Origin of the sequence: Leucobacter luti (assembly GCF_050310065.1) — a bacterium.
In the GTDB taxonomy this organism is placed as follows: domain Bacteria; phylum Actinomycetota; class Actinomycetes; order Actinomycetales; family Microbacteriaceae; genus Leucobacter; species Leucobacter luti_B.
Genome location: NZ_CP190007.1, coordinates 2,868,223 through 2,887,914 on the forward strand (window position 1 = coordinate 2,868,223; position 19,692 = coordinate 2,887,914).

14 protein-coding genes and 3 rRNA genes are annotated in these 19,692 nt (G+C 66.5%); 4 read left to right on the forward strand and 13 right to left on the reverse strand.

What is annotated here, in order from left to right:
• Positions 1–21: 21 nt before the first annotated feature.
• Complete coding sequence (locus tag ACOPJ3_RS13080) at positions 22–1,062, reverse strand: HAD-IIA family hydrolase (RefSeq protein ID WP_427869604.1); 1,041 nt, start codon at positions 1,060–1,062, stop codon at positions 22–24.
• The gene (locus tag ACOPJ3_RS13085) at positions 1,062–1,901 is read right to left on the reverse strand and encodes a hypothetical protein (protein WP_427869605.1); all 840 of its coding nucleotides are present in this window, start codon (positions 1,899–1,901) and stop codon (positions 1,062–1,064) included. The genes ACOPJ3_RS13080 and ACOPJ3_RS13085 overlap by 1 nt, the downstream gene beginning before the upstream one ends.
• On the opposite strand from ACOPJ3_RS13085, the gene ACOPJ3_RS13090 reads away from it, so the two are divergent.
• Entirely contained in the window at positions 1,878–2,774 is an 897-nt protein-coding gene (locus tag ACOPJ3_RS13090; RefSeq protein ID WP_427869606.1) for a hypothetical protein, read from the forward strand. The genes ACOPJ3_RS13085 and ACOPJ3_RS13090 overlap by 24 nt on opposite strands.
• Before the next feature lie 134 nt (positions 2,775–2,908).
• On the opposite strand, the gene rrf is transcribed toward ACOPJ3_RS13090, so the two are convergent.
• The 6 genes from rrf to speB all read right to left on the reverse strand — a co-directional run bounded on the left by rrf (position 2,909) and on the right by speB (position 11,868).
• Positions 2,909–3,025: ribosomal RNA gene (gene rrf, locus ACOPJ3_RS13095) — 5S ribosomal RNA — on the reverse strand.
• Positions 3,026–3,144: 119 nt separating this feature from the next.
• A 23S ribosomal RNA gene (locus ACOPJ3_RS13100) occupies positions 3,145–6,246 on the reverse strand.
• Positions 6,247–6,674: 428 nt separating this feature from the next.
• Positions 6,675–8,201 (reverse strand): 16S ribosomal RNA (locus ACOPJ3_RS13105).
• Together the 16S, 23S and 5S rRNA genes form the textbook arrangement of a ribosomal RNA operon.
• A gap of 693 nt (positions 8,202–8,894) precedes the next feature.
• Positions 8,895–10,322, reverse strand: coding sequence for a purine-cytosine permease family protein (locus ACOPJ3_RS13110; protein ID WP_427869607.1), 1,428 nt, complete (start codon positions 10,320–10,322; stop codon positions 8,895–8,897).
• Positions 10,319–10,750 carry a YybH family protein gene (locus tag ACOPJ3_RS13115; RefSeq protein WP_427869608.1) on the reverse strand — a complete coding sequence of 144 codons (432 nt, stop codon included), beginning with the start codon at positions 10,748–10,750 and terminating at the stop codon, positions 10,319–10,321. Before ACOPJ3_RS13115 ends, ACOPJ3_RS13110 begins: the two co-directional genes overlap by 4 nt.
• 170 nt (positions 10,751–10,920) lie before the next feature.
• Complete coding sequence (gene speB, locus ACOPJ3_RS13120; RefSeq protein WP_427869609.1) at positions 10,921–11,868, reverse strand: agmatinase; 948 nt, start codon at positions 11,866–11,868, stop codon at positions 10,921–10,923.
• A gap of 161 nt (positions 11,869–12,029) precedes the next feature.
• On the opposite strand from speB, the gene ACOPJ3_RS13125 reads away from it, so the two are divergent.
• Positions 12,030–12,611 carry a helix-turn-helix domain-containing protein gene (locus ACOPJ3_RS13125; protein WP_427869610.1) on the forward strand — a complete coding sequence of 194 codons (582 nt, stop codon included), beginning with the start codon at positions 12,030–12,032 and terminating at the stop codon, positions 12,609–12,611.
• Entirely contained in the window at positions 12,572–13,372 is an 801-nt protein-coding gene (locus ACOPJ3_RS13130) for an SDR family NAD(P)-dependent oxidoreductase (RefSeq protein ID WP_427869611.1), read from the forward strand. The genes ACOPJ3_RS13125 and ACOPJ3_RS13130 overlap by 40 nt, the downstream gene beginning before the upstream one ends.
• On the opposite strand, the gene ACOPJ3_RS13135 is transcribed toward ACOPJ3_RS13130, so the two are convergent.
• From ACOPJ3_RS13135 to ACOPJ3_RS13150, 4 genes are read right to left on the reverse strand one after another with little or no spacing between them, the layout of a single operon-like run.
• Positions 13,356–14,222: a nitrilase-related carbon-nitrogen hydrolase gene (locus ACOPJ3_RS13135; protein WP_427869612.1), complete on the reverse strand. Its 867-nt coding sequence runs from the start codon at positions 14,220–14,222 to the stop codon at positions 13,356–13,358. The genes ACOPJ3_RS13130 and ACOPJ3_RS13135 overlap by 17 nt on opposite strands.
• 37 nt (positions 14,223–14,259) lie before the next feature.
• Positions 14,260–15,390 (reverse strand): alcohol dehydrogenase catalytic domain-containing protein, encoded by a 1,131-nt coding sequence (locus ACOPJ3_RS13140; RefSeq protein WP_427869613.1) that lies wholly within the window; start codon positions 15,388–15,390, stop codon positions 14,260–14,262.
• Positions 15,391–15,392: 2 nt separating this feature from the next.
• Positions 15,393–16,874, reverse strand: coding sequence for a purine-cytosine permease family protein (locus ACOPJ3_RS13145; protein ID WP_427869614.1), 1,482 nt, complete (start codon positions 16,872–16,874; stop codon positions 15,393–15,395).
• Positions 16,871–17,053, reverse strand: a complete 183-nt coding sequence (locus ACOPJ3_RS13150) for a hypothetical protein (RefSeq protein ID WP_427869615.1) — start codon at positions 17,051–17,053, stop codon at positions 16,871–16,873. The genes ACOPJ3_RS13145 and ACOPJ3_RS13150 overlap by 4 nt, the downstream gene beginning before the upstream one ends.
• 181 nt (positions 17,054–17,234) lie before the next feature.
• On the opposite strand from ACOPJ3_RS13150, the gene ACOPJ3_RS13155 reads away from it, so the two are divergent.
• Entirely contained in the window at positions 17,235–18,251 is a 1,017-nt protein-coding gene (locus ACOPJ3_RS13155) for an Lrp/AsnC family transcriptional regulator (RefSeq protein WP_427869616.1), read from the forward strand.
• Here ACOPJ3_RS13155 and tyrS read toward each other — a convergent pair.
• Complete coding sequence (gene tyrS / locus ACOPJ3_RS13160; protein ID WP_427869617.1) at positions 18,248–19,573, reverse strand: tyrosine--tRNA ligase; 1,326 nt, start codon at positions 19,571–19,573, stop codon at positions 18,248–18,250. The two genes, ACOPJ3_RS13155 and tyrS, sit on opposite strands and share 4 nt — an antisense overlap.
• Positions 19,574–19,692 lie beyond the last annotated feature (119 nt).

A 19,692-nucleotide genomic window follows, 5' to 3' on the forward strand; every position in this document is an offset into this window, starting at 1 on the left:
ACGGGTGGTGCGCGGCGCGGCTCAGCGCCAGTGATCCTCGTAGATGATCTCTGGCACCTTCAGGCCGTAGATCGCGAGCCCGGAAGCCCAGATCGCGGCGCATCCGGCGCGCAGCAGCTCGATCGGGGAGTCCCCCTCGGAGACGACGACGGCGATGTGCCCGTCCATGCGCACCCGCGCGGAGCCGACGCGGAACGAGCCGTCCTTCAGCTGCTCGCTCACGGGGTACGGCTCGTGCAGCTCGGCGAGCGAGGCGACGATGAAGTCCGGCTGCATGTCCCGCGACGCCGCGACCAGCTGCTTCGGCCGATCGACGCCCGTGAGCACGTGCAGCGAGGGGATCCCGGCGGCGCGTGCGCCCTTGATGTCGGTGTCGAGGCGGTCGCCGAGCATGAGCGCGTTACGCGTGCCGAAGCGCTCGAACGCGGCCTCGTAGATGGGGGTCTCGGGCTTCCCGGCGAACACCGGGAGGCGCTGCACCGCGGTGTGCACTGCAGACACGAGCGTGCCGTTGCCCGGCGCGAGGCCGCGGGCGACGGGGATGGTCCAGTCGGTGTTCGTCGCGATCCAGGGCAGCTGCGTGCCGTCCTCCCGCTCGGCGAGCGCGAAGGCTGCCTCGGCGAGATGCACCCAGCCGACCTCGGGCGAGAACCCCTGCACCACGGCCGCGGGATCGTCGTCGGCGCTGCGCGTCACTTCGTACCCGGCCTTGCCGAGCTCGTCGACGAGCCCGTCTCCCCCGATCACGAGCACGCGCGAGCCCTGCGGCACGGTCTGGCGCAGGAGCGCGACCGCCGCCTGCGGCGAGGTCACCACGTCGTCGGCCGTGGCGCGGAGGCCGAGGCCGCTCAAATGTTCGGCCACCGCGCGATCCGTGCGCGAGGCGTTGTTCGTGAGGTAGCCGACGCGGGCGCGCTCGGCCGCCCGGTTCAGCTCCTCGACCGCGCCGGGGATCGCGCCGGGGCCGCGGTACACGACGCCGTCGAGGTCCGCGAGCAGCAGCTCACGGCCCTCGATCGGCGCGGGACCGGCCTCGGCGCGGCGGCGGCCGAAGAGGGCCATTAGGCCTGCTCCCCGGACTCGCTCCCCGGCTCGGGGGTCGTGGACGCTGGGCTGTCCGGCTCGTCATCCGTGATGCCGGCCTCGGCCAGCAGCTCGTCGACCTCGGCCCCGATCGCGTCCTCGAGGTTCGCGGGCTCCGGTGCTTCAGTGGGCTCCGGATCCTCAGTGGGCTCCGGATCCTGAGCCGGTTCCGGATCCTGCTCCGACTCGTCTGCCTCCGCCTTGAAGGTGTCCTCCTCGAAGGGCTCCGACTCGTGGATCTCGAACACCTCGAGCTCGTCGAGCCCGCCGAGGTGCTCCTGGAGGGCCGCGGCGGCGCGGTCGGAGTGAGCGACCCACTCGGCCGCCTCCGCGGTGCGGCCGAGGTCCTCGAGCACCGCGGCGTAGGCGCCGAAGAGCTCGGGGCTCCACGAGAAGGCCTTCCGCGGGTTCAGCTCGGGGATCTCGAGCTCGAACAGGGCCTGCTGCGTCTGCCCGAGGTCGAGGCGCGCGCCCGACATGGCGATCGCGAGGTGCACGCGCTGCTCAGTGTCGAGCTTGGTCGTGTCGATCGCGAGGCCCGTCTCGAGGGCCTTCTCCGGGCGGCCGAGGCCGCGCTCGGAGTCGACCATGAGCGCGACGTGCCCCTCGAGCCCGCTCAGCCGGCGGTAGGTGCGCAGCTCGCGCAACGCGAGGGCGAAGTCGCCCGTGCGGTACGCGGTAATCGCGAGCGTCTCGCGGGCGACCGGGATCCGGCCGGCGCGGCGGCTCGCCGAGAGCGCGTGCTGGTGCGCGAGCTCGGGGTCGTCGTCGATGAGGAGCGCGACCATCGCGAGGTGACGGGAGACCCGCTCCTGCACGTCGGCCTGCAGCGTCTTGAGCTCGTTGCGGGCGGCGGGGTGGAGATCCCGCGCCTCGATGTCGTCGGGGATGATGGGGTCGCGGTGCTCCGCGCGGACCGGGCGCAGCTCGTGCTGCAGGCGCTCCGCCTCGGTGTACTCGCGGTCGCGGCCGCCGCGGTCGCTGCGACCGCCGCCGCGCGTGCCGCCACGGCCCTGGGCGCCGCGGTCGAAGCCTCGGTCGTCGCGGCGATCAAAGCCGCGGTCGGAGCCACGGTCGTCGCGGCGCGGGCGATCCCCCTGATAGCGGGGACGATCACCGTCGCGGCGAGGACGGTCGCCGTCGCGACGCTCGTAGCCACCCTCACGCTTCTGGTAGCCACCCTCGCGACGCGGACGCTCACCGTCGTAGCGGGGACGATCACCATCGCGACGCTGGTAGCCGCCCTCACGGCGGGGCCGGTCATCGCGACGCGGGCGATCGCCCTCGTACCGGGGACGATCACCGTCGCGACGCTGGAACCCGCCCTCACGCTTCTGGTAGCCGCCCTCGCGACGGGAACGGTCACCGTCGTACCGCGGACGTTCACCGTCGCGACGCTCGTAGCCGCCCTCACGTCGGGGCCGGTCATCGCGACGCGGGCGATCACCTTCGTACCGGGGACGATCACCGTCGCGGCGCTGGTAGCCGCCCTCGCGCTTCTGGTAACCACCTTCGCGCTTCTGGTAGCCACCCTCGCGGCGGGGACGCTCGCCGTCGGTGCGGGGCCGGTCGCCGTCACGGCGCTGATAGCCGCCCTCGCGGCGCGGGCGGTCGTTGCCGCCGCGCTGTCCGCGGCCGGCGTCGCCGCCGCGGTGGCCGTTGCCGCCTTTCCGGGGCCCGCGATCGGCTGAGCCGTCTCGCTCGGGTCGATCGTTCATGGGGTACCTCCTGAAGGGCGCTGTTCAAATATAAGTCTAGAAATGGTTCGAGGGCCGTACGGGGCTGCCAGCTGTGGCAATGCCCTGTACGACCCTCGATAAAAGGTGTCCGGCGGTGTCCTACTCTCCCACACCCTCCCGAGTGCAGTACCATCGGCGCAGTCAGTCTTAGCTTCCGGGTTCGGAATGTGACCGGGCGTTTCCCTGACGCTATAGCCGCCGTAACTCTATTAACATGTGACCACCCACCCCCCGGTAGGGGTTGGTGTGGCCGTACGTCAAGAACCACAAAGTGGACGCGATCATCGTTACTGATTATGTTATGCCCCCATCAAGTGGGGTAGAAATCAAGTCGTCGGCTTATTAGTACCAGTCAGCTCCACACGTTGCCGTGCTTCCACATCTGGCCTATCAACCCAGTCATCTACTGGGAGCCTCACACACACAAGGTGTAGGGAGATCTCATCTCGAGGCCGGCTTCCCGCTTAGATGCTTTCAGCGGTTATCCATCCCGAACGTAGCCAACCAGCCATGCCCTTGGCAGAACAACTGGCACACCAGAGGTCCGTCCAACCCGGTCCTCTCGTACTAGGGTCAGATCCTCTCAAATCTCCAACGCGCGCAGAGGATAGGGACCGAACTGTCTCACGACGTTCTAAACCCAGCTCGCGTACCGCTTTAATGGGCGAACAGCCCAACCCTTGGGACCAACTCCAGCCCCAGGATGCGACGAGCCGACATCGAGGTGCCAAACCATGCCGTCGATATGGACTCTTGGGCAAGATCAGCCTGTTATCCCCGAGGTACCTTTTATCCGTTGAGCGACAGCGCTTCCACAAGCCACTGCCGGATCACTAGTCCCGACTTTCGTCCCTGCTCGACCTGTCAGTCTCACAGTCAAGCTCCCTTGTGCACTTACACTCGCCACCTGATTGCCAACCAGGTTGAGGGAACCTTTGGGCGCCTCCGTTACTTTTTGGGAGGCAACCGCCCCAGTTAAACTACCCACCAGGCACTGTCCCAGAACCCGATCAGGGTCCGTAGTTAGATATCCAATATGACCAGAGTGGTATTTCAACAATGACTCCACAAGAACTAGCGTCCCTGCTTCACAGTCTCCCACCTATCCTACACAAGCCACACCGAACACCAATACCAAGCTGTAGTAAAGGTCACGGGGTCTTTCCGTCCTTCTGCGCGTAACGAGCATCTTTACTCGTACTGCAATTTCGCCGAGTTCACGGTGGAGACAGCTGGGAAGTCGTTACGCCATTCGTGCAGGTCGGAACTTACCCGACAAGGAATTTCGCTACCTTAGGATGGTTATAGTTACCACCGCCGTTTACTGGGGCTTAAATTCAAAGCTTCGACCAAGGTCTAACCTCTCCTCTTAACCTTCCAGCACCGGGCAGGCGTCAGTCCGTATACGTCCACTTGCGTGTTGGCACGGACCTGTGTTTTTAGTAAACAGTCGCTTCCCACTGGTCTCTGCGGCCACCACACCCTTTCGGAGTAAATCCTAATAAGTGGATGGCCCCCCTTCTCCCGAAGTTACGGGGGCATTTTGCCGAGTTCCTTCACCATGATTATCTCGATCTCCTGAGTATTCTCTACCTGACCACCTGAGTCGGTTTGGGGTACGGGCAACAGCAAACCTCACGTCGATGCTTTTCTCGGCAGCATAGGATCAATGACTTCCCCATACGGGTCCCCATCGCATCTCACCCTTCACGCGGGACGGATTTGCCTATCCCGCAGGCTACACGCTTAGCCCGGGACAACCATCGCCCGGGACCATCTACCTTCCTGCGTCACACCTCACGCTCACCACCCCAGTTCGGGTTCGCAGCCGCCACCCCACATCACCCGAAGGATCCGCGGAATATTGGATTGCTTAGCACTACTGGTTAGGTCTTTGACGGTTTACCGCCGGTACGGGAATATCAACCCGTTGTCCATCGACTACGCCTGTCGGCCTCGCCTTAGGTCCCGACTTACCCAGGGCAGATTAGCTTGACCCTGGAACCCTTGGTCTTCCGGAGGACGGGTTTCTCACCCGTCTTTCGCTACTCATGCCTGCATTCTCACTCGTGTGGCATCCACGACTGGATCACTCCGCCGCTTCACTCGCCACACGACGCTCTCCTACCCATCCGCACAACTGAACCACGAAGGCTTGTCTACATGCGAATGCCACAACTTCGGTGGTGTGCTTGAGCCCCGTTACATTGTCGGCGCGGAATCACTTGACCAGTGAGCTATTACGCACTCTTTCAAGGGTGGCTGCTTCTAAGCCAACCTCCTGGTTGTCACAGCAACTCCACATCCTTTTCCACTTAGCACACGCTTGGGGACCTTAGTTGGTGATCTGGGTTGTTTCCCTCTCGACTATGAAGCTTATCCCCCACAGTCTCACTGCTGCGCTCTGACTTACCGGCATTCGGAGTTTAGCTGACGTCAGTAACCTTGTAGGGCCCATCGGCCATCCAGTAGCTCTACCTCCGGCAAGAAACACGCAACGCTGCACCTAAATGCATTTCGGAGAGAACCAGCTATCACGAAGTTTGATTGGCCTTTCACCCCTATCCACAGCTCATCCCCTCAGTTTTCAACCTAAGTGGGTTCGGTCCTCCACGCGCTCTTACACACGCTTCAACCTGGCCATGGATAGATCACTTCGCTTCGGGTCTAGGACATGCGACTGAATCGCCCTATTCAGACTCGCTTTCGCTACGGCTACCCCACACGGGTTAACCTCGCCACATATCGCTAACTCGCAGGCTCATTCTTCAAAAGGCACGCCGTCACCAGAACAAGCTGGCTCCGACGGATTGTAAGCAAACGGTTTCAGGTACTCTTTCACTCCCCTCCCGGGGTACTTTTCACCTTTCCCTCACGGTACTAGTCCGCTATCGGTCATCTGGGAGTATTTAGGCTTATCAGGTGGTCCTGACAGATTCACACGGGATTTCTCGGGCCCCGTGCTACTTGGGATACACACCACGCGGTAAAACCATTTCGGATACGGGACTCTCACCCACTCCGGTCCGCCGTTCCAAGCGGTTCTCCTATAGCTTCACACTCACGCTCGAGAGTCAGCAGCCTCTCACGGCATGTCCCGCAACCCCATACATGCAACCCCTGCCAGGTATCACACATGCACGGTTTAGCCTCATCCGGGTTCGCTCGCCACTACTACCGGAATCACTGTTGTTTTCTCTTCCTGTGGGTACTGAGATGTTTCACTTCCCCACGTTCCCTCAACCCGCCCTATATATTCAGGCGGGAGTCACCAGGTACGCACGCGCCCTGGCGGGGTTTCCCCATTCGGAAATCCTCGGATCACAGCCCGTTTATCGGCTCCCCGAGGCTTATCGCAGATTACGACGTCCTTCTTCGGCTCCAGATGCCAAGGCATCCACCGTTTGCTCTTAGAAACTTGAAATCACATAAGTAATCAGAAACACACACCCACACAAATGCGGGCATGTGACCAATGAAATTTAGTATCTGCAACACCCCACCACCCCAAAAAGGCAATGCGATGTTGCGAAGATGCTCGCGTCCACTGTGTAGTTCTCAACGTACGGTCGATCCCGAACCCACGAACAACACGTTCCGTGACCCCGGGCCAGAAGTCTCAGTCCACACCCCACACAGGGATGCCGGCTGGTCCTCCAGGACCCAATAGTATGCACCCACGGCCACACCCCACACCATCCCAAACTTTCCCACCACTTACGCGGCGTACTCATCCAGAACCATGCAGAATCCAGCACTCATCAAATGTTCCACCCATGAGCGGCCAGCACCACACATTCGGTGATGATCTGACCATCCCTACAACCCCCAAAGGGGTTGAGTGCTCCTTAGAAAGGAGGTGATCCAGCCGCACCTTCCGGTACGGCTACCTTGTTACGACTTAGTCCTAATCACCAGTCCCACCTTCGACGGCTCCCCCCACAAGGGTTAGGCCACCGGCTTCGGGTGTTACCGACTTTCATGACTTGACGGGCGGTGTGTACAAGGCCCGGGAACGTATTCACCGCAGCGTTGCTGATCTGCGATTACTAGCGACTCCGACTTCATGGGGTCGAGTTGCAGACCCCAATCCGAACTGAGACCGGCTTTTTGGGATTCGCTCCACCTTACGGTATCGCAGCCCTTTGTACCGGCCATTGTAGCATGCGTGAAGCCCAAGACATAAGGGGCATGATGATTTGACGTCATCCCCACCTTCCTCCGTGTTGACCACGGCAGTATCCCATGAGTTCCCACCATAACGTGCTGGCAACATAGGACGAGGGTTGCGCTCGTTGCCGGACTTAACCGAACATCTCACGACACGAGCTGACGACAACCATGCACCACCTGTATAAGAGTGTCCAAAGAGTTCACCATTTCTGGCGCGTTCTCCTATATGTCAAGCCTTGGTAAGGTTCTTCGCGTTGCATCGAATTAATCCGCATGCTCCGCCGCTTGTGCGGGCCCCCGTCAATTCCTTTGAGTTTTAGCCTTGCGGCCGTACTCCCCAGGCGGGGAACTTAATGCGTTAGCTACGACACAGAACCCGTGGAACAGGCCCTACATCTAGTTCCCAACGTTTACGGCATGGACTACCAGGGTATCTAATCCTGTTCGCTCCCCATGCTTTCGCTCCTCAGCGTCAGTTACGGCCCAGAGATCTGCCTTCGCCATCGGTGTTCCTCCTGATATCTGCGCATTCCACCGCTACACCAGGAATTCCAATCTCCCCTACCGCACTCTAGCTTGCCCGTACCCACTGCAGGCCCGAGGTTGAGCCTCGGGTTTTCACAGCAGACGCGACAAGCCGCCTACGAGCTCTTTACGCCCAATAATTCCGGACAACGCTTGCACCCTACGTATTACCGCGGCTGCTGGCACGTAGTTAGCCGGTGCTTTTTCTGCAGGTACCGTCACTTTCGCTTCTTCCCTACTAAAAGAGGTTTACAACCCGAAGGCCGTCATCCCTCACGCGGCGTTGCTGCATCAGGCTTGCGCCCATTGTGCAATATTCCCCACTGCTGCCTCCCGTAGGAGTCTGGGCCGTGTCTCAGTCCCAGTGTGGCCGGTCACCCTCTCAGGCCGGCTACCCGTCGTCGCCTTGGTGAGCCATTACCTCACCAACAAGCTGATAGGCCGCGAGCCCATCCTCCACCGATAAATCTTTCCACCCACACACCATGCGGTGATGGGACATATCCAGTATTAGACACCGTTTCCAGCGCTTATCCCAGAGTGAAGGGCAGGTTGCTCACGTGTTACTCACCCGTTCGCCACTCATCCACCCGCAGCAAGCTGCAGGCTTCAGCGTTCGACTTGCATGTGTTAAGCACGCCGCCAGCGTTCGTCCTGAGCCAGGATCAAACTCTCCGTAAAAAACAAATGCAACCATCCAGCGGAATAAGCCAGACAACTGCGAGTTTGACCTGACAAACAAAACAAAACCATCAACCAACCCCCAAAAGGAGCCAGTACTGACGATCCGAATTATTCATCCAAAAAGGAATCTCCAACACCCGAAGGTGCCGGGGATAAAAAATTTGGCATTTGACAATCAAGTGCACACTATTGAGTTCTCAAAGACCAGACACCACCCGTCAACCCCCAACCAAGGCCTCCGAGAAGCAACCGTCTTACCGAAGCCTCATTCGGCTTCAGAAGCGCAAGCTAATGGCCGGACCGTTTCCCAGTCCGGCTGCGTCGCGCTGACAAGGGAATACATTACGCGGATCACCACCCCCCTGCAAGCTTCGCCCTGATCCCGGGCGTGTCGCCGCATGATTCCGCGGTTTTTGCTTTCGGCCCCCAATTGGACACCGCAGCGACAGCTGCCCGAAACCGGCCCGAAACTGCCTCGTCTCCCCGTCTGGGCCAGGATCCCGGGCGCGCCGCGCCCCTGTGGCGCCCCGCACACGCGCACTCACGCAGAAATCCGCGCTCGTTCCGTTCCTTTGGCAAGGAAACGTGTGAACGAGCGCGGATCTCGGAGCTACTGCAGACCGCCAGCGGGCCAGACCGCCAGCGGGCCAGCCCGCCAACGGGCCAGCCCGCCAACGGGCCAGCGACCCCCTACCCCCCGACGCGCAGCACCGAGGTCTCCTCGGCCCCGTCGAGCAGGTGCCCAACCGGCTCGGCGTCGCGGGGATCCCGCAGCCCGCCGGCGCGCGGCTTCCGCCCGAACGCGAGCATGAGCCCGAGGTAGAGGAGGAAGCTCACCGCGAAGGCGGGGATGTTCGCCCCGATCGGGCTCGGCGCGACATACGCGAGCACATAGGAGAGTGCGGCGCCGAACACCCACACCCCTACGGCCACCCAGTTGACGCCGCCCGTGTACCAGTAGCGGCTCTCGGGCCGCTCGTGCAGGATCTGCCGCGAGTAGCCCCGGCGCTTCAGCAGGTAGTAGTCGGCGATCATGATCGCGAACACCGGCACGAAGAACGCGCTGATGACGAACAGGAAGTCGGTGAACTGGTTGAGGAGCCCGAGGAAGGTCGAGCCGATCACCGAGATCACGCCGAGCACGAGCGCCGTCGGCAGGAACTTCAGGTGCCAGCGCGACTGCGCGTTCACGACCGAGGTCACCATGCCGAACACGACCATCGAGTTCGTCGCCATGACGGAGAGGAAGATCGCGATCCCCAGCGGCCAGCCGAACTCACCCACGATCACGGAGGGGTCGAACGGCGCGGCCTCGTGTCCGCGCAGGAGCACCGCGCTGAAGGCGACGAGTCCGAGGAACATCGCGATCGAGGTGGAGAGGGTGTAGCCGACGCCGGATCCCACGATCCCGGCGGTGCTGTTCTTCGCGTGCCGGTTCATGTCGGCCGAGAGCACCGTCCAGGAGATCGCGGTCGCGATCACCATGTCGAGGGTGATGAAGGGCGTGCCGCCGAGGGAGGCGTCGACCGGGATCGCGCCGAACTCCGCCGGGCTGAACGCCCCGAAGGCGGCCGCGAACACGAAGCCCATGACGATGAGGATCGCGAGCGCGAGCCAGGGCTCCACGCGGGAGATCCCGGTGTGGCCGAAGATCGCGAGCACGACTACGATGCCCTGGCAGATCGCGGAGAAGAGCATCGGGTTCGAGAAGCCGGTCGCCTCGTGCACGAGGTAGTTCACGGTGACGCCCGCGAGCATCGCCTGCACCCAGCTCCACCCCATGAGGATGATGAGGTTCGCCGCCGCGGGAATCACGCTGCCCCGGATCCCGAACGAGCCGCGCGTGAGCGCCATCGTCGGGAGGCCCGTGCGCGTCCCCATGTTGCCGACGAGCACGAGCACGACGACGCCGATGAGCGTGCCGAGCACGATCATGAGGCTCGCGGTCCCGAACGACACGGCGGGAACAAAGAGGGTGCCCGTGAGGAGCGTCGTCACGACGAGGTTCGCCGCGAGCCAGATCATCCCGATCCGGAGCAGGCCCTGCGTGCCGCGGACGGGCCCGGCGGAGTCGTCGTGGCCGTCGAGGTTGACGGCCATCGTTTCGGGGGTGCTCACGCTGCGGCCTCCTCGGCGGGGACGGTCGAGAGGTGCTCGTGGATCGCGACGAGTCCGGATCCCGCGTCGTCGACGCGGAAGATGATGCTCTCCCGCTCGACGTAGGAGTCGGGGCCGTCGGCCGAGTCGATGCTCGTCGCGACGGTGTGGCTGAACACGGCGCCGCCGGGGAACACCTGCACGAGGCGGTCGGTCGAGCTGCAGGCGGTGACCTTCCAGCCGCTCGCGAGCCAGCCGGCCCACAGCTGCTCGTAGGCGGCGCGGGAGTCGAGCCGCGCGGGTTCCGGGTGGAAGATGAATGACGCGTCGGGCGCGAAGCCCGCGAAGTAGGCCGCGGTGTCGGTCGCGGCGAAGGCCTCGATGATGGCGTCGGCCGCGGCGAGGACTTCGGCCTCGCTCGGCGTGCGTGTGGACATGGACGGGGACATCGGGGTACTCCTTTGGACTCGAGCCGGGGCTCGGAACTGCGGTGCGGGATCCGGATCCTGATCCGGGGCCCGAAAACACACAGCGATCCGCGTTGGCTCAGGTCGCCAGCTCGTGGCGGGACTGAACGAACGCGGATCGCTGGGGTGGTGCTGCGGGAAACGCTTGGGCGTTAGCCGCGCGCGGCCATGGCGCTCACGAGCTCGTACACGACGTGGCTCGCGGCGACCGCGGTGATCTGGGCGTGGTCATACGCGGGGGCGACCTCGACGACGTCGGCTCCGACGATGTTGAGATCGGCGAGCCCGCGGATGATGCGGAGCATCTCGCGGCTCGTGAGCCCGCCGGCCTCGGGGGTGCCGGTGCCGGGGGCGTGGGACGGATCGAGCACGTCGATGTCGATCGAGATGTAGAGCGGCTTGTCGCCGACGCGCGCGCGGATCTTGTCGAGCGCGGCGGGGACGCCGTTCTCCTCGACGAACTCGGTCGTGACGATCTGGAAGCCGAGCTCGACGTCGTCCTCGAGGTCGCCCTTGCCGTAGAGCGGGCCCCGGATGCCGCCGTGCATGGAGGCGGTCATGTCGATGAGGCCCTCCTCGGACGCGCGGCGGAAGGGGGTGCCGTGCGTCGTGGGGGCGCCGAAGTAGGTGTCCCACGTGTCGAGGTGCGCGTCGAAGTGGAGGACCGCGACAGGCCCGTGCTTCTTGTTGATCGCGCGCAGCAGCGGGAGCGCGATCGTGTGGTCGCCGCCGATCGTGACGATCTTGTCGACCTTCTCGCCGAGCTCGGTCGCGGCCGCGTCGATCTGGTCGACGGCCTCGGTGAGGTTGAAGGGGTTCGCGACGATGTCGCCGGCGTCGACGACCTGCTTGAGGGCGAACGGAGACACGTCCTGCGCGGGGTTGTACGGGCGGAGCAGGCGCGATGCCTCACGCACGTGCGCGGGGCCGAAGCGGGCGCCGGGGCGGAAGCTCACGCCGGTGTCGAAGGGCACACCCACGACGGCGATGTCTGCCGCGGGCACATCCTCGATCCGCGGCAGCTTGGCGAAGGTCGCGATCCCCGCGTAGCGCGGCGTCAGGCTCGCGTCCACCGGGCCCTGAGGCGTGTGATCTGACACAATTCCCCCTTTGTCAGGTAAGTTTTCAATTAGTAAACAAGTGAGTCCTGTGAGTGAACTCAGCTCTCACTATAGGCTGGTCCCGCGGCCCGGTCAACGCGACGCCACGCGGCGCCGGATCGCAGCGATCACCTTCCGATCGTCCCGTCGAGAGGCACACTATGCGAGCGATTCACCCCACAGCCGCGGAGGCCCCCGTGCGGATCGGGGCGCGGCTGCGCGCCTCACGCAGGGCCCAGAGCCTCACACTCGAGCAGCTCGCCCAGGCGAGCGGGCTCACGAAGGGCTTCCTGAGCCGGATCGAGCGCGACGACACCCTGCCGAGCGTGCCGACACTCGTGCAGATCTGCCAGGCGCTCTCGCTCCCGATCGGGAGCCTCTTTGAGGAGCCCGACGTGCAGAAGATCGCCGTCGCGGACGCGCCGCGCATCAACATGGGCGGGGTCGGCGCCGACGAGCGCCTCGTCACCCCGCGCTCGGAGGAGAACGTGCAGGTGCTCCGCTCCACCCTCGCCCCCAACGCGAACGGCGGCGACGACCTCTACACCGTCAACTGCACGGTCGAGGCGCTCCTCGTCTTCTCGGGCGCGGTCGAGGTCGTGTTCGCCGACCGCCTGATCGTGGCCGCGGCGGGCGACACCCTGACGTTCCCGGGGCGCACCCCTCACACCTGGCGCACGGGTCCCGAGGGCGCCGAGATCGCGTGGGTGCTCGTGCCCGCGGCGTGGAGCGGATCGGCGTGAGCGGCGTGGCGAACGAGCGACCCGTCACGATCGTCACGGGCGGGAGCCGCGGGATCGGCGCCGCCGTGGCGCGGCGCCTCGCGGCCGACGGTCACGACCTCTTCCTCACCTACCGCGAGCGCGCCGCCGAGGCCGAGCGGGTCGCGGCCGCGTGCCGCGAGCTCGGCGCGCGCGTCGAGCTCGAGCGGATCGACCTTTCCGATCTCGACCGCGCCGAGGGACTCGTCGGCCGCGCCGTCGCGGCGATGGGCGCCGTCACGGGGCTCGTCAACAACGCCGGGATCACAGGCCGCATCGGGGGCTTCCTCGACGCCCCGCGCGACGAGATCGAGGCGGTCTTCCGCCTGAACACGCTCTCGCAGATCCTCGTCACCCAGGCCGCGCTCGCCCACATGTCGACGGCGCGGGGCGGCCGTGGCGGCGCGATCGTCAACGTCTCGAGCAGCGCCGCGTCGCACGGGGCCGGCGGCGTCTACATCCCCTACGCGATGAGCAAGGCCGCGACGAACGCCCTGACGCTCGGCGCGAGCAGGGAGTTCGCCGCCCAGGGCGTGCGCGTCAACACGGTCTCCCCCGGCACGACCGACACCGAGATCCACGCGGCCGGCGGCCAGCCGAACGCCGTGACCGAGCGCGCCGGCCGGATCCCGATGGGCCGCGCCGGCCGCCCCGAGGAGGTCGCGGCCGCCGTCGCCTACCTCATGAGCGACGAGGCCAGCTACACGACGGGCGCCGAGATCAAGGTCACGGGCGGGAGCTGAGGCCGGGGCGCTCGGCCGCCCCGCTCTCCTCGCTCTCCCCGCTCTCCCACGCCGAGTAGGCGTCGCCGCGGCGATCCGCGAGATAGTCGGCGGTGCCAGCGGCGATCGGCGCGGGATCCGGGATCTCCGCGAGCAGCAGCTCGGGGCCCGCACCGGCCGCGGCGAGCACGCGCCCCTCGCGGCCCGCGACAATGCTGAGCCCAGCAAAACCTGCGGCCGGATCCGCCCCGGCATCGGCCGCCCGCGCGTGATCCGCGTAGGCCACCACGAGCGCGTTCTCCGCGGCCCGCGCCCGGATCAGGACCTCGGGCACGTAGGCGGAGTTGCCGTCGATCGCGGTCGGCACGAGCAGCAGGTCGGCGCCGCGCTCCGCGAGGAAGCGGGCGGGCTCCGGGAACTCAATGTCGTAGCAGATCTGGAACGCGACGCGGCGGCCGTTCCAGTCGGCGACCGCGGGGGCGAGATCCGGGGCGGCCGGCGCGAAGGCGAGCGGCTCCTCGTCGCCCCACAGGTGCACCTTCTCGTAGCGCAGCACCTCGGCTCCCGCGGCGTCCCACAGGCCGGCCGCGATCGCGAAGCTGCCGTCCGGGCGCGCGAGCGGGAAGCTCGCGGCGACCGCGATCCCGGATCCCGCCGCGAGCTCAGCGAGCCGCCGCGGGATCGCCTCGACCCGCTCGGGGGTCAGCCAGCCCGCGAGCTCGCGCGGGGCGTAGCCACTGACGAAGAGCTCAGGCGTGAGCAGGAGTTCCGCGCCGGCGGCGCGCGCCTCGGCCGCGGCGTCCCGGACGGCCCCGAGGTTCGCCTCGATGTCGAGCGGGGCCGCCTCGGCCTGCAGGAGTGCGATCTTCACCTGGGATTCCTCTCACACAGCGCGCCGGCCCGGCGCATCATTCTTCGTCGCCGTCGCCGTCGAACAAGATCACCGTGCGGGTCCGCTCGCCGCGCCGCATCGCGTCGAAGGCATCGTTGACATCATCCAGTGTTGCACGCGCGCTGATCAGCCCGTCGAGCGGCAGCTCCCCCGCGAGGTACGCGTCGGCGATCCGCGGAAAGTCGCGCGCGGGCACGAGCCCACCGTAGTTCGAGCCGATGATCGTCTTGCCGTCGTAGGCGAGCTGCAGTCCGTCGATCCGGAGCTCCTGGCCCTCGGGAGGCAGGCCGACGAAGACCGCGCGGCCGCCCGGCCTGATGAGGTCGGGAAGCTCCTGCATGGTCTGGACGCGGCCGATGGCCTCGAACGCCACGTTCGCCCCGCCGCCCGTGAGCTCGGCGACCCCGGCCGCGAGGCCTGCGCCGGCGAGGAGCCCGTGGGTCGCGCCGGCGCGGCGAGCCTCCGCGAGCTTCTCCCCCGAGACGTCGACCGCGATGATGGGGTTCGCCCCGGCGAGCCTGAGCGCGGAGATGATCGACATCCCGACCCCGCCCGCGCCGACCACGACGGCCGACTCCCCCGGCTGCACCGCGGCGTTGTTCGCGACGGCCCCGAAGCCGGTGCCGGCCGAGCAGCCGATCAGGCTCGCGACGTCGAACGGCACCCGGTCGTCCACCTTGATCGCGGCGAAGTCGGGTACGACGATGCACTCGCTCATCGCGCCGACCGCGAGATACGGCCACGCCTCCGCGCCGTCAGCGTCGTGCCAGCGGGTCGTGCCGTCGGGCAGCTGCGAGTCGTTCGAGCGAACGCGCGTGCAGGCCCACGGCTTGCCGCCCGTGCACTCGGCGCAGCGCTGGCACGCCTGATGCCAGGCGACGATGACGTGGTCCCCGGGAGCCAGATCCCGCACCCCCTGGCCGATCGCCTCGACGACGCCGGCCGCCTCGTGCCCCATGACCGCGGGCATCGGCACCTGCCACTCGCCGTCGATCACGTGCCGGTCGGAGCCGCACACCCCCGCCGCGCGCACCCGGATCCGGACCTCGCCGTGCGCCGGCGGGTCCAGGCGGAGCTGCTCGACCGCGAGCCGGCCGTCGGGATCCCCCCGGTAGACCGCCGCACGCACCTGGAGCTGTTCCGTCATCGTTACTTCCTTCCGGCGGCCGCGAAGAGGTCAGGCTGCCCGTACGCGCCGCGGCCACGCCGCACATACAGGAGGGTGTTGAGCACCAGGTAGCAGACGATCGCGATGAGCACCGCGGGGATCGTGGCGGTCGCGTAGCGGAATATCCCCTGCGTCTCGAGTGTGATCGGGTTGTACACCCAGAGATAGAACGCCGAGGAGATCGCGACCGAGAGGAGCGCGGCGACGTTCACCCCGCCGGTGAAGCGGAGCGGATCCTGCGGGCCAGACGCGTAGAGCGCGCGGAGCGGCACGACCTGGCGGCGGAGGATGAAGTAGTCGGCGATGATCACGCCGCAGAGCGCCGCGATGAACGCCCCCGAGACCACGACGAAGGTCATGAACTGCTCGTACATGAAGGCGGGGAAGAAGCTCAGCACCGCGGGCAGCGCGAGGAACGCCGCCGCGAGGAGCGGCCAGCGCATCCGCGAGAGGGCCTTGCCGCTCGACTGCTTCACCGCGAGCACCGTCGAGTAGGCGATGGACGCCATGCTCGTCACGTTCGCGAAGCCGACGAACAGCAGCGTCAGCACGCCGAGCACGGGGCCTCCGAGCGGCACCATCCAGGTGGTCGGATCCGCCTCGCCGAGCAGGAGACCCGCCGCCATGCCGACGATCTGCGCGACGACGGTGCCGACGAGGATCCCCAGATAGGAGGGCCAGAGCGCCGCGCGCGGGCCGCGGGTCAGCCGCGACAGCGTGCCCATGACCGGCCACCACGAGAGGCCGGCGCCCAGGTTGAACTCGACGGCCATCATGAAGTTCAGCTGCTCGTCGGGGAAGGGCGCGACGGGCTCGGCCGCGAGCAGCTCGCCCCAGGTGAACTGGGTCATGAGCAGCACCATCATGAGCGCGACGATCACGAGGAGGCCGGGCGCGACGAAGCGATTCAGCTTGCTGATCGTCACGGGACCGCGCGCGAGGACGATCCAGCCGACGAAGATCGCCAGGAGCGCGAACACCGTGACGAGCGGGCCGAACTGATCGAAGCTCGTGCCGAACGCCTGGTTCGAGATCTCGGAGAACGCCCGCCCGAACATAACGCCGAGCAGCGAGGTCCAGCCCATCTCGATCAGCAGGACGATGACGAAAACCACGATCCCGACGCCCACGATGCCGAAGACCGACTTCAGGGCGCGGTACTGCTCCACGCCGAGGCGCTGGCTCAGCACGACGCTGCCGAGCGCCATGATCGCGAGCCCGATGCTGTTGCCGATGAGCATCGCGGCGATGCCGTCGGTGAAGCCGACGAGCAGCACGGTCGAACCGCCGGTGAGGAAGGCCCACGTGGCGATCGCGAGGCTCAGGGTCACCCAGCTGAAGTCGCCGGCGCTCCAGCTGCGTTCCCGCTTGAGGAGCGGGAAGGAGCCGTAGGTCGCCTCCTTGGCGACGTCCTGCTCGGCACTCTGCTTCGTCGCCGCCGGCTGCTTGCCTGCCGCGCTCACAGTGCGACACCCAGGACGGAAAGCGCCACGATCGCCGCGGCGACGCCGAAGAAGAGGGCGAGGCTGCGGCCGCTGAGCGCCGCGTGCACGGGATCCCCCGTCTCGTTCGCCTCGATCTCGGCGAGGCGCCGTTCAAGTTCCTGTTCGAGCTCAGTGTCAAGCTCTGTCGATGCTGCCATCGGGGTCCGACCTCCTTGTGAGTCCCACCATCACTCCTGTGTAATTCCAGGTCAGCCTAGGGATCCGTGCCGGGGTCAAGCAAACGAAACCGCAGGGCGATCCGGCAGATTCTGCGATTTTGCATCCGTTTGCACCACAATGCGAATGAAACGGGATCACGAGAGCCTGAATCATGCCAAAATGACCAGCATGCCCCAGCGAGAATTGGTGCCCCGGGCGCGTGACATCGAGGAGTTCGACGAGCTCCGCGCCCACGTCTTCCGCGAGCTGCGAGCCGACGGCCGCGCGAGCCTCGCGCGAATCGCGCAGCGCCACGGCGCCACCAGACGACAGGTCACGCAGATCGTGCAGCAGGCCCTCGCGAGGGGCGAGCTCCGGATCACGGTCTCCATCAGCCCGGACCTGCTCGGCCACGAGCGCTTCGCCTACCTGCAGATCGACGTCGACGGGCCCATCGATCCGGCCCGCCGCGCCCTCTGCGACATGCCGGAGACCACGTTCGTTGCCGAGATCAGCGGAAACTACGCGATCGACGCCGAGCTGCGGGTGGGCGCCGACCCGCACCTGCGCACCACCGTCGACCGGATCCGGCAGCTCCCGCACGTCCGCGAGGTGCGCCTGCACCTCTACGAGAGCATCGAGGTCAACCTCTTCTCCCCGCTCCGCACCGGCAGGGTCACGCTCCGGATCGACGACGCGGATCGCGCGATCGTGCGGCGGCTCCAGGAGGACGGGCGCGCGACGTTCGGGGAGCTCGGCGAGGCCGCGGGGATCTCGCCCAGCGGCGCCCGCCTGCGGCTCGGCCGGCTCACCCGGAACGGCGCCGTCAAGGTCGTCGGCATCCCCGCCCGCGGGAGCGGCCACGAGGCTCCAACGCTCGGCGTCGGCGTGCAGGTGCACGGGAGCGTGTCGCATGCGCTCGCGCGGATCCGCGAGCTCGAGCCGGAGTTCGTCGCGATCGCGGCCGGCGGATTCGACCTCATCGTGACGCTCTCCGCCGACAGCAACGAGCAGCTCCTCGCGCTCGCCGACCGGCTCCGCTCGCTCCCCGAGGTCGCCCGGATCCAGTCGTGGGCGAACCTGCGGATCCTGAAGGAGCAGTACGGCGAGGGCGACCGGATCCCGGGATCCGGCGCTGGGCCAGGATCCGGCGCCGGGCCCGGATCCGGATCGGGATCCGGCGCCGGGCCGCGCTAGGCGGCGACGACCCCCGCGAGCGTCTTCTTGCCGCGCCGGAGCACGGCGTGGGAGCCGTGCAGGAGATCGTCGGCGGCGAGCGCCTGATCCTCGGCCGTGACCTGGACATTGTTGATGTAGACGCCGCCCTGTGCGATGGCGCGGCGCGCCTCGCCCAGACTCTTCACGAGCTCGGCGTCGACGAGCAGCTGCGCCACGAGCGCGCCTTCCCCGCCCCGGGCCTGCGGAAGCGCCTCGAGCGCGGCGGCGAGCGTCGCGGCGTCGAGGGCCGCGAGATCGCCGCGACCGAAAAGCGCCTCGGACGCGTCGATCGCGCCCTGCGTCGCCTCGGCGCCGTGCACAAGGGTCGTCACCTCGACCGCGAGCCGCTTCTGCGCGGCGCGCTTGAAGGGCTCCTCGGCGACCTGGCGCGCGTAGTCCTCGATCTCGGCGCGGCTCAGGAACGTGAACACCTTGAGGCGATCCACCACGTCGGCGTCAGCCTGGTTGAGCCAGAATTGGTAGAAGGCGTAGGGCGAGCACATCTCGGGGTTCAGCCAGATCGCGTTGCCCTCGCTCTTGCCGAACTTCGTGCCGTCGGCGTTCGTGATGAGCGGGGTGCCGATCGCGTGGGCCGACTCGCCCTCGACCTTGCGGATCAGCTCGGTGCCGCTCGTCAGGTTGCCCCACTGGTCGCTTCCGCCCGACTGCAGGCGGCAGCCGTACTGGCGGAACAGCTCGAGGAAGTCGAGGCCCTGCAGGATCTGGTAGCTGAACTCGGTGTAGCTGATGCCCTCGTCCGAGTTCAGGCGCTTCGCCACGATGTCCTTCTTGATCATCGTGCCGACCCGGAAGTGCTTGCCGATCTCGCGCAGGAAGTCGATCGCCGAGAGCGGCGCCGTCCAGTCGAGGTTGTTGACGAGCCGCGCGGCGTTGTCACCCTCGAAGCTCAGGTAGCGGGACACCTGCTCGCCGAGCGACTCGACCCACTGGGCCACGGTCTCGCGCGAGTTCAGGGTGCGCTCGGCGGTCGGGCGCGGGTCGCCGATGAGGCCGGTGGATCCGCCGACGAGGCCGAGCGGGTGGTGGCCCTTGAGCTGGATCCGGCGCATGAGCAGGAGCTGCACCAGGTGGCCGAGGTGCAGGCTCGCGGCCGTCGGGTCGAAGCCGCAGTAATACGTGAAGGGATCGCCCTCGAGGAGCTCGGAGAGCGCCTCGGGGTCGGTCGAGACGTGGATGAGGCCGCGCCACTCGAGCTCTTCCCACAGGGTGGCGAAGGTCTCGTCGTTGTGCTGGGCGGCCAGGAGCTCGGTGCGATCATTCACTGCAGACACGCCTGCCATCGTACCGCGCCCGCTCCGCTCCCAGACTCACCGCCCCTCCCCACCTTGCCGGTTCTGCCCCACCTGCGGTGTTTATCGCGGATAAATCGCACATCGAGCGCAGAACCGGCAAGGTGGGC

Excerpts from the sequence above, each read along its gene's own strand:
- ACOPJ3_RS13080 (WP_427869604.1), bottom strand. The coding sequence starts at position 1,062 with ATGGCCCTCTTCGGCCGCCGCCGCGCCGAGGCCGGTCCCGCGCCGATC.
- ACOPJ3_RS13115 (WP_427869608.1), bottom strand. The coding sequence starts at position 10,750 with ATGTCCCCGTCCATGTCCACACGCACGCCGAGCGAGGCCGAAGTCCTC.
- ACOPJ3_RS13125 (WP_427869610.1), top strand. The coding sequence starts at position 12,030 with ATGCGAGCGATTCACCCCACAGCCGCGGAGGCCCCCGTGCGGATCGGG.
- ACOPJ3_RS13140 (WP_427869613.1), bottom strand. The coding sequence starts at position 15,390 with ATGACGGAACAGCTCCAGGTGCGTGCGGCGGTCTACCGGGGGGATCCC.
- ACOPJ3_RS13150 (WP_427869615.1), bottom strand. The coding sequence starts at position 17,053 with ATGGCAGCATCGACAGAGCTTGACACTGAGCTCGAACAGGAACTTGAA.
- ACOPJ3_RS13155 (WP_427869616.1), top strand. The coding sequence starts at position 17,235 with ATGACCAGCATGCCCCAGCGAGAATTGGTGCCCCGGGCGCGTGACATC.
- tyrS (WP_427869617.1), bottom strand. The coding sequence starts at position 19,573 with ATGGCAGGCGTGTCTGCAGTGAATGATCGCACCGAGCTCCTGGCCGCC.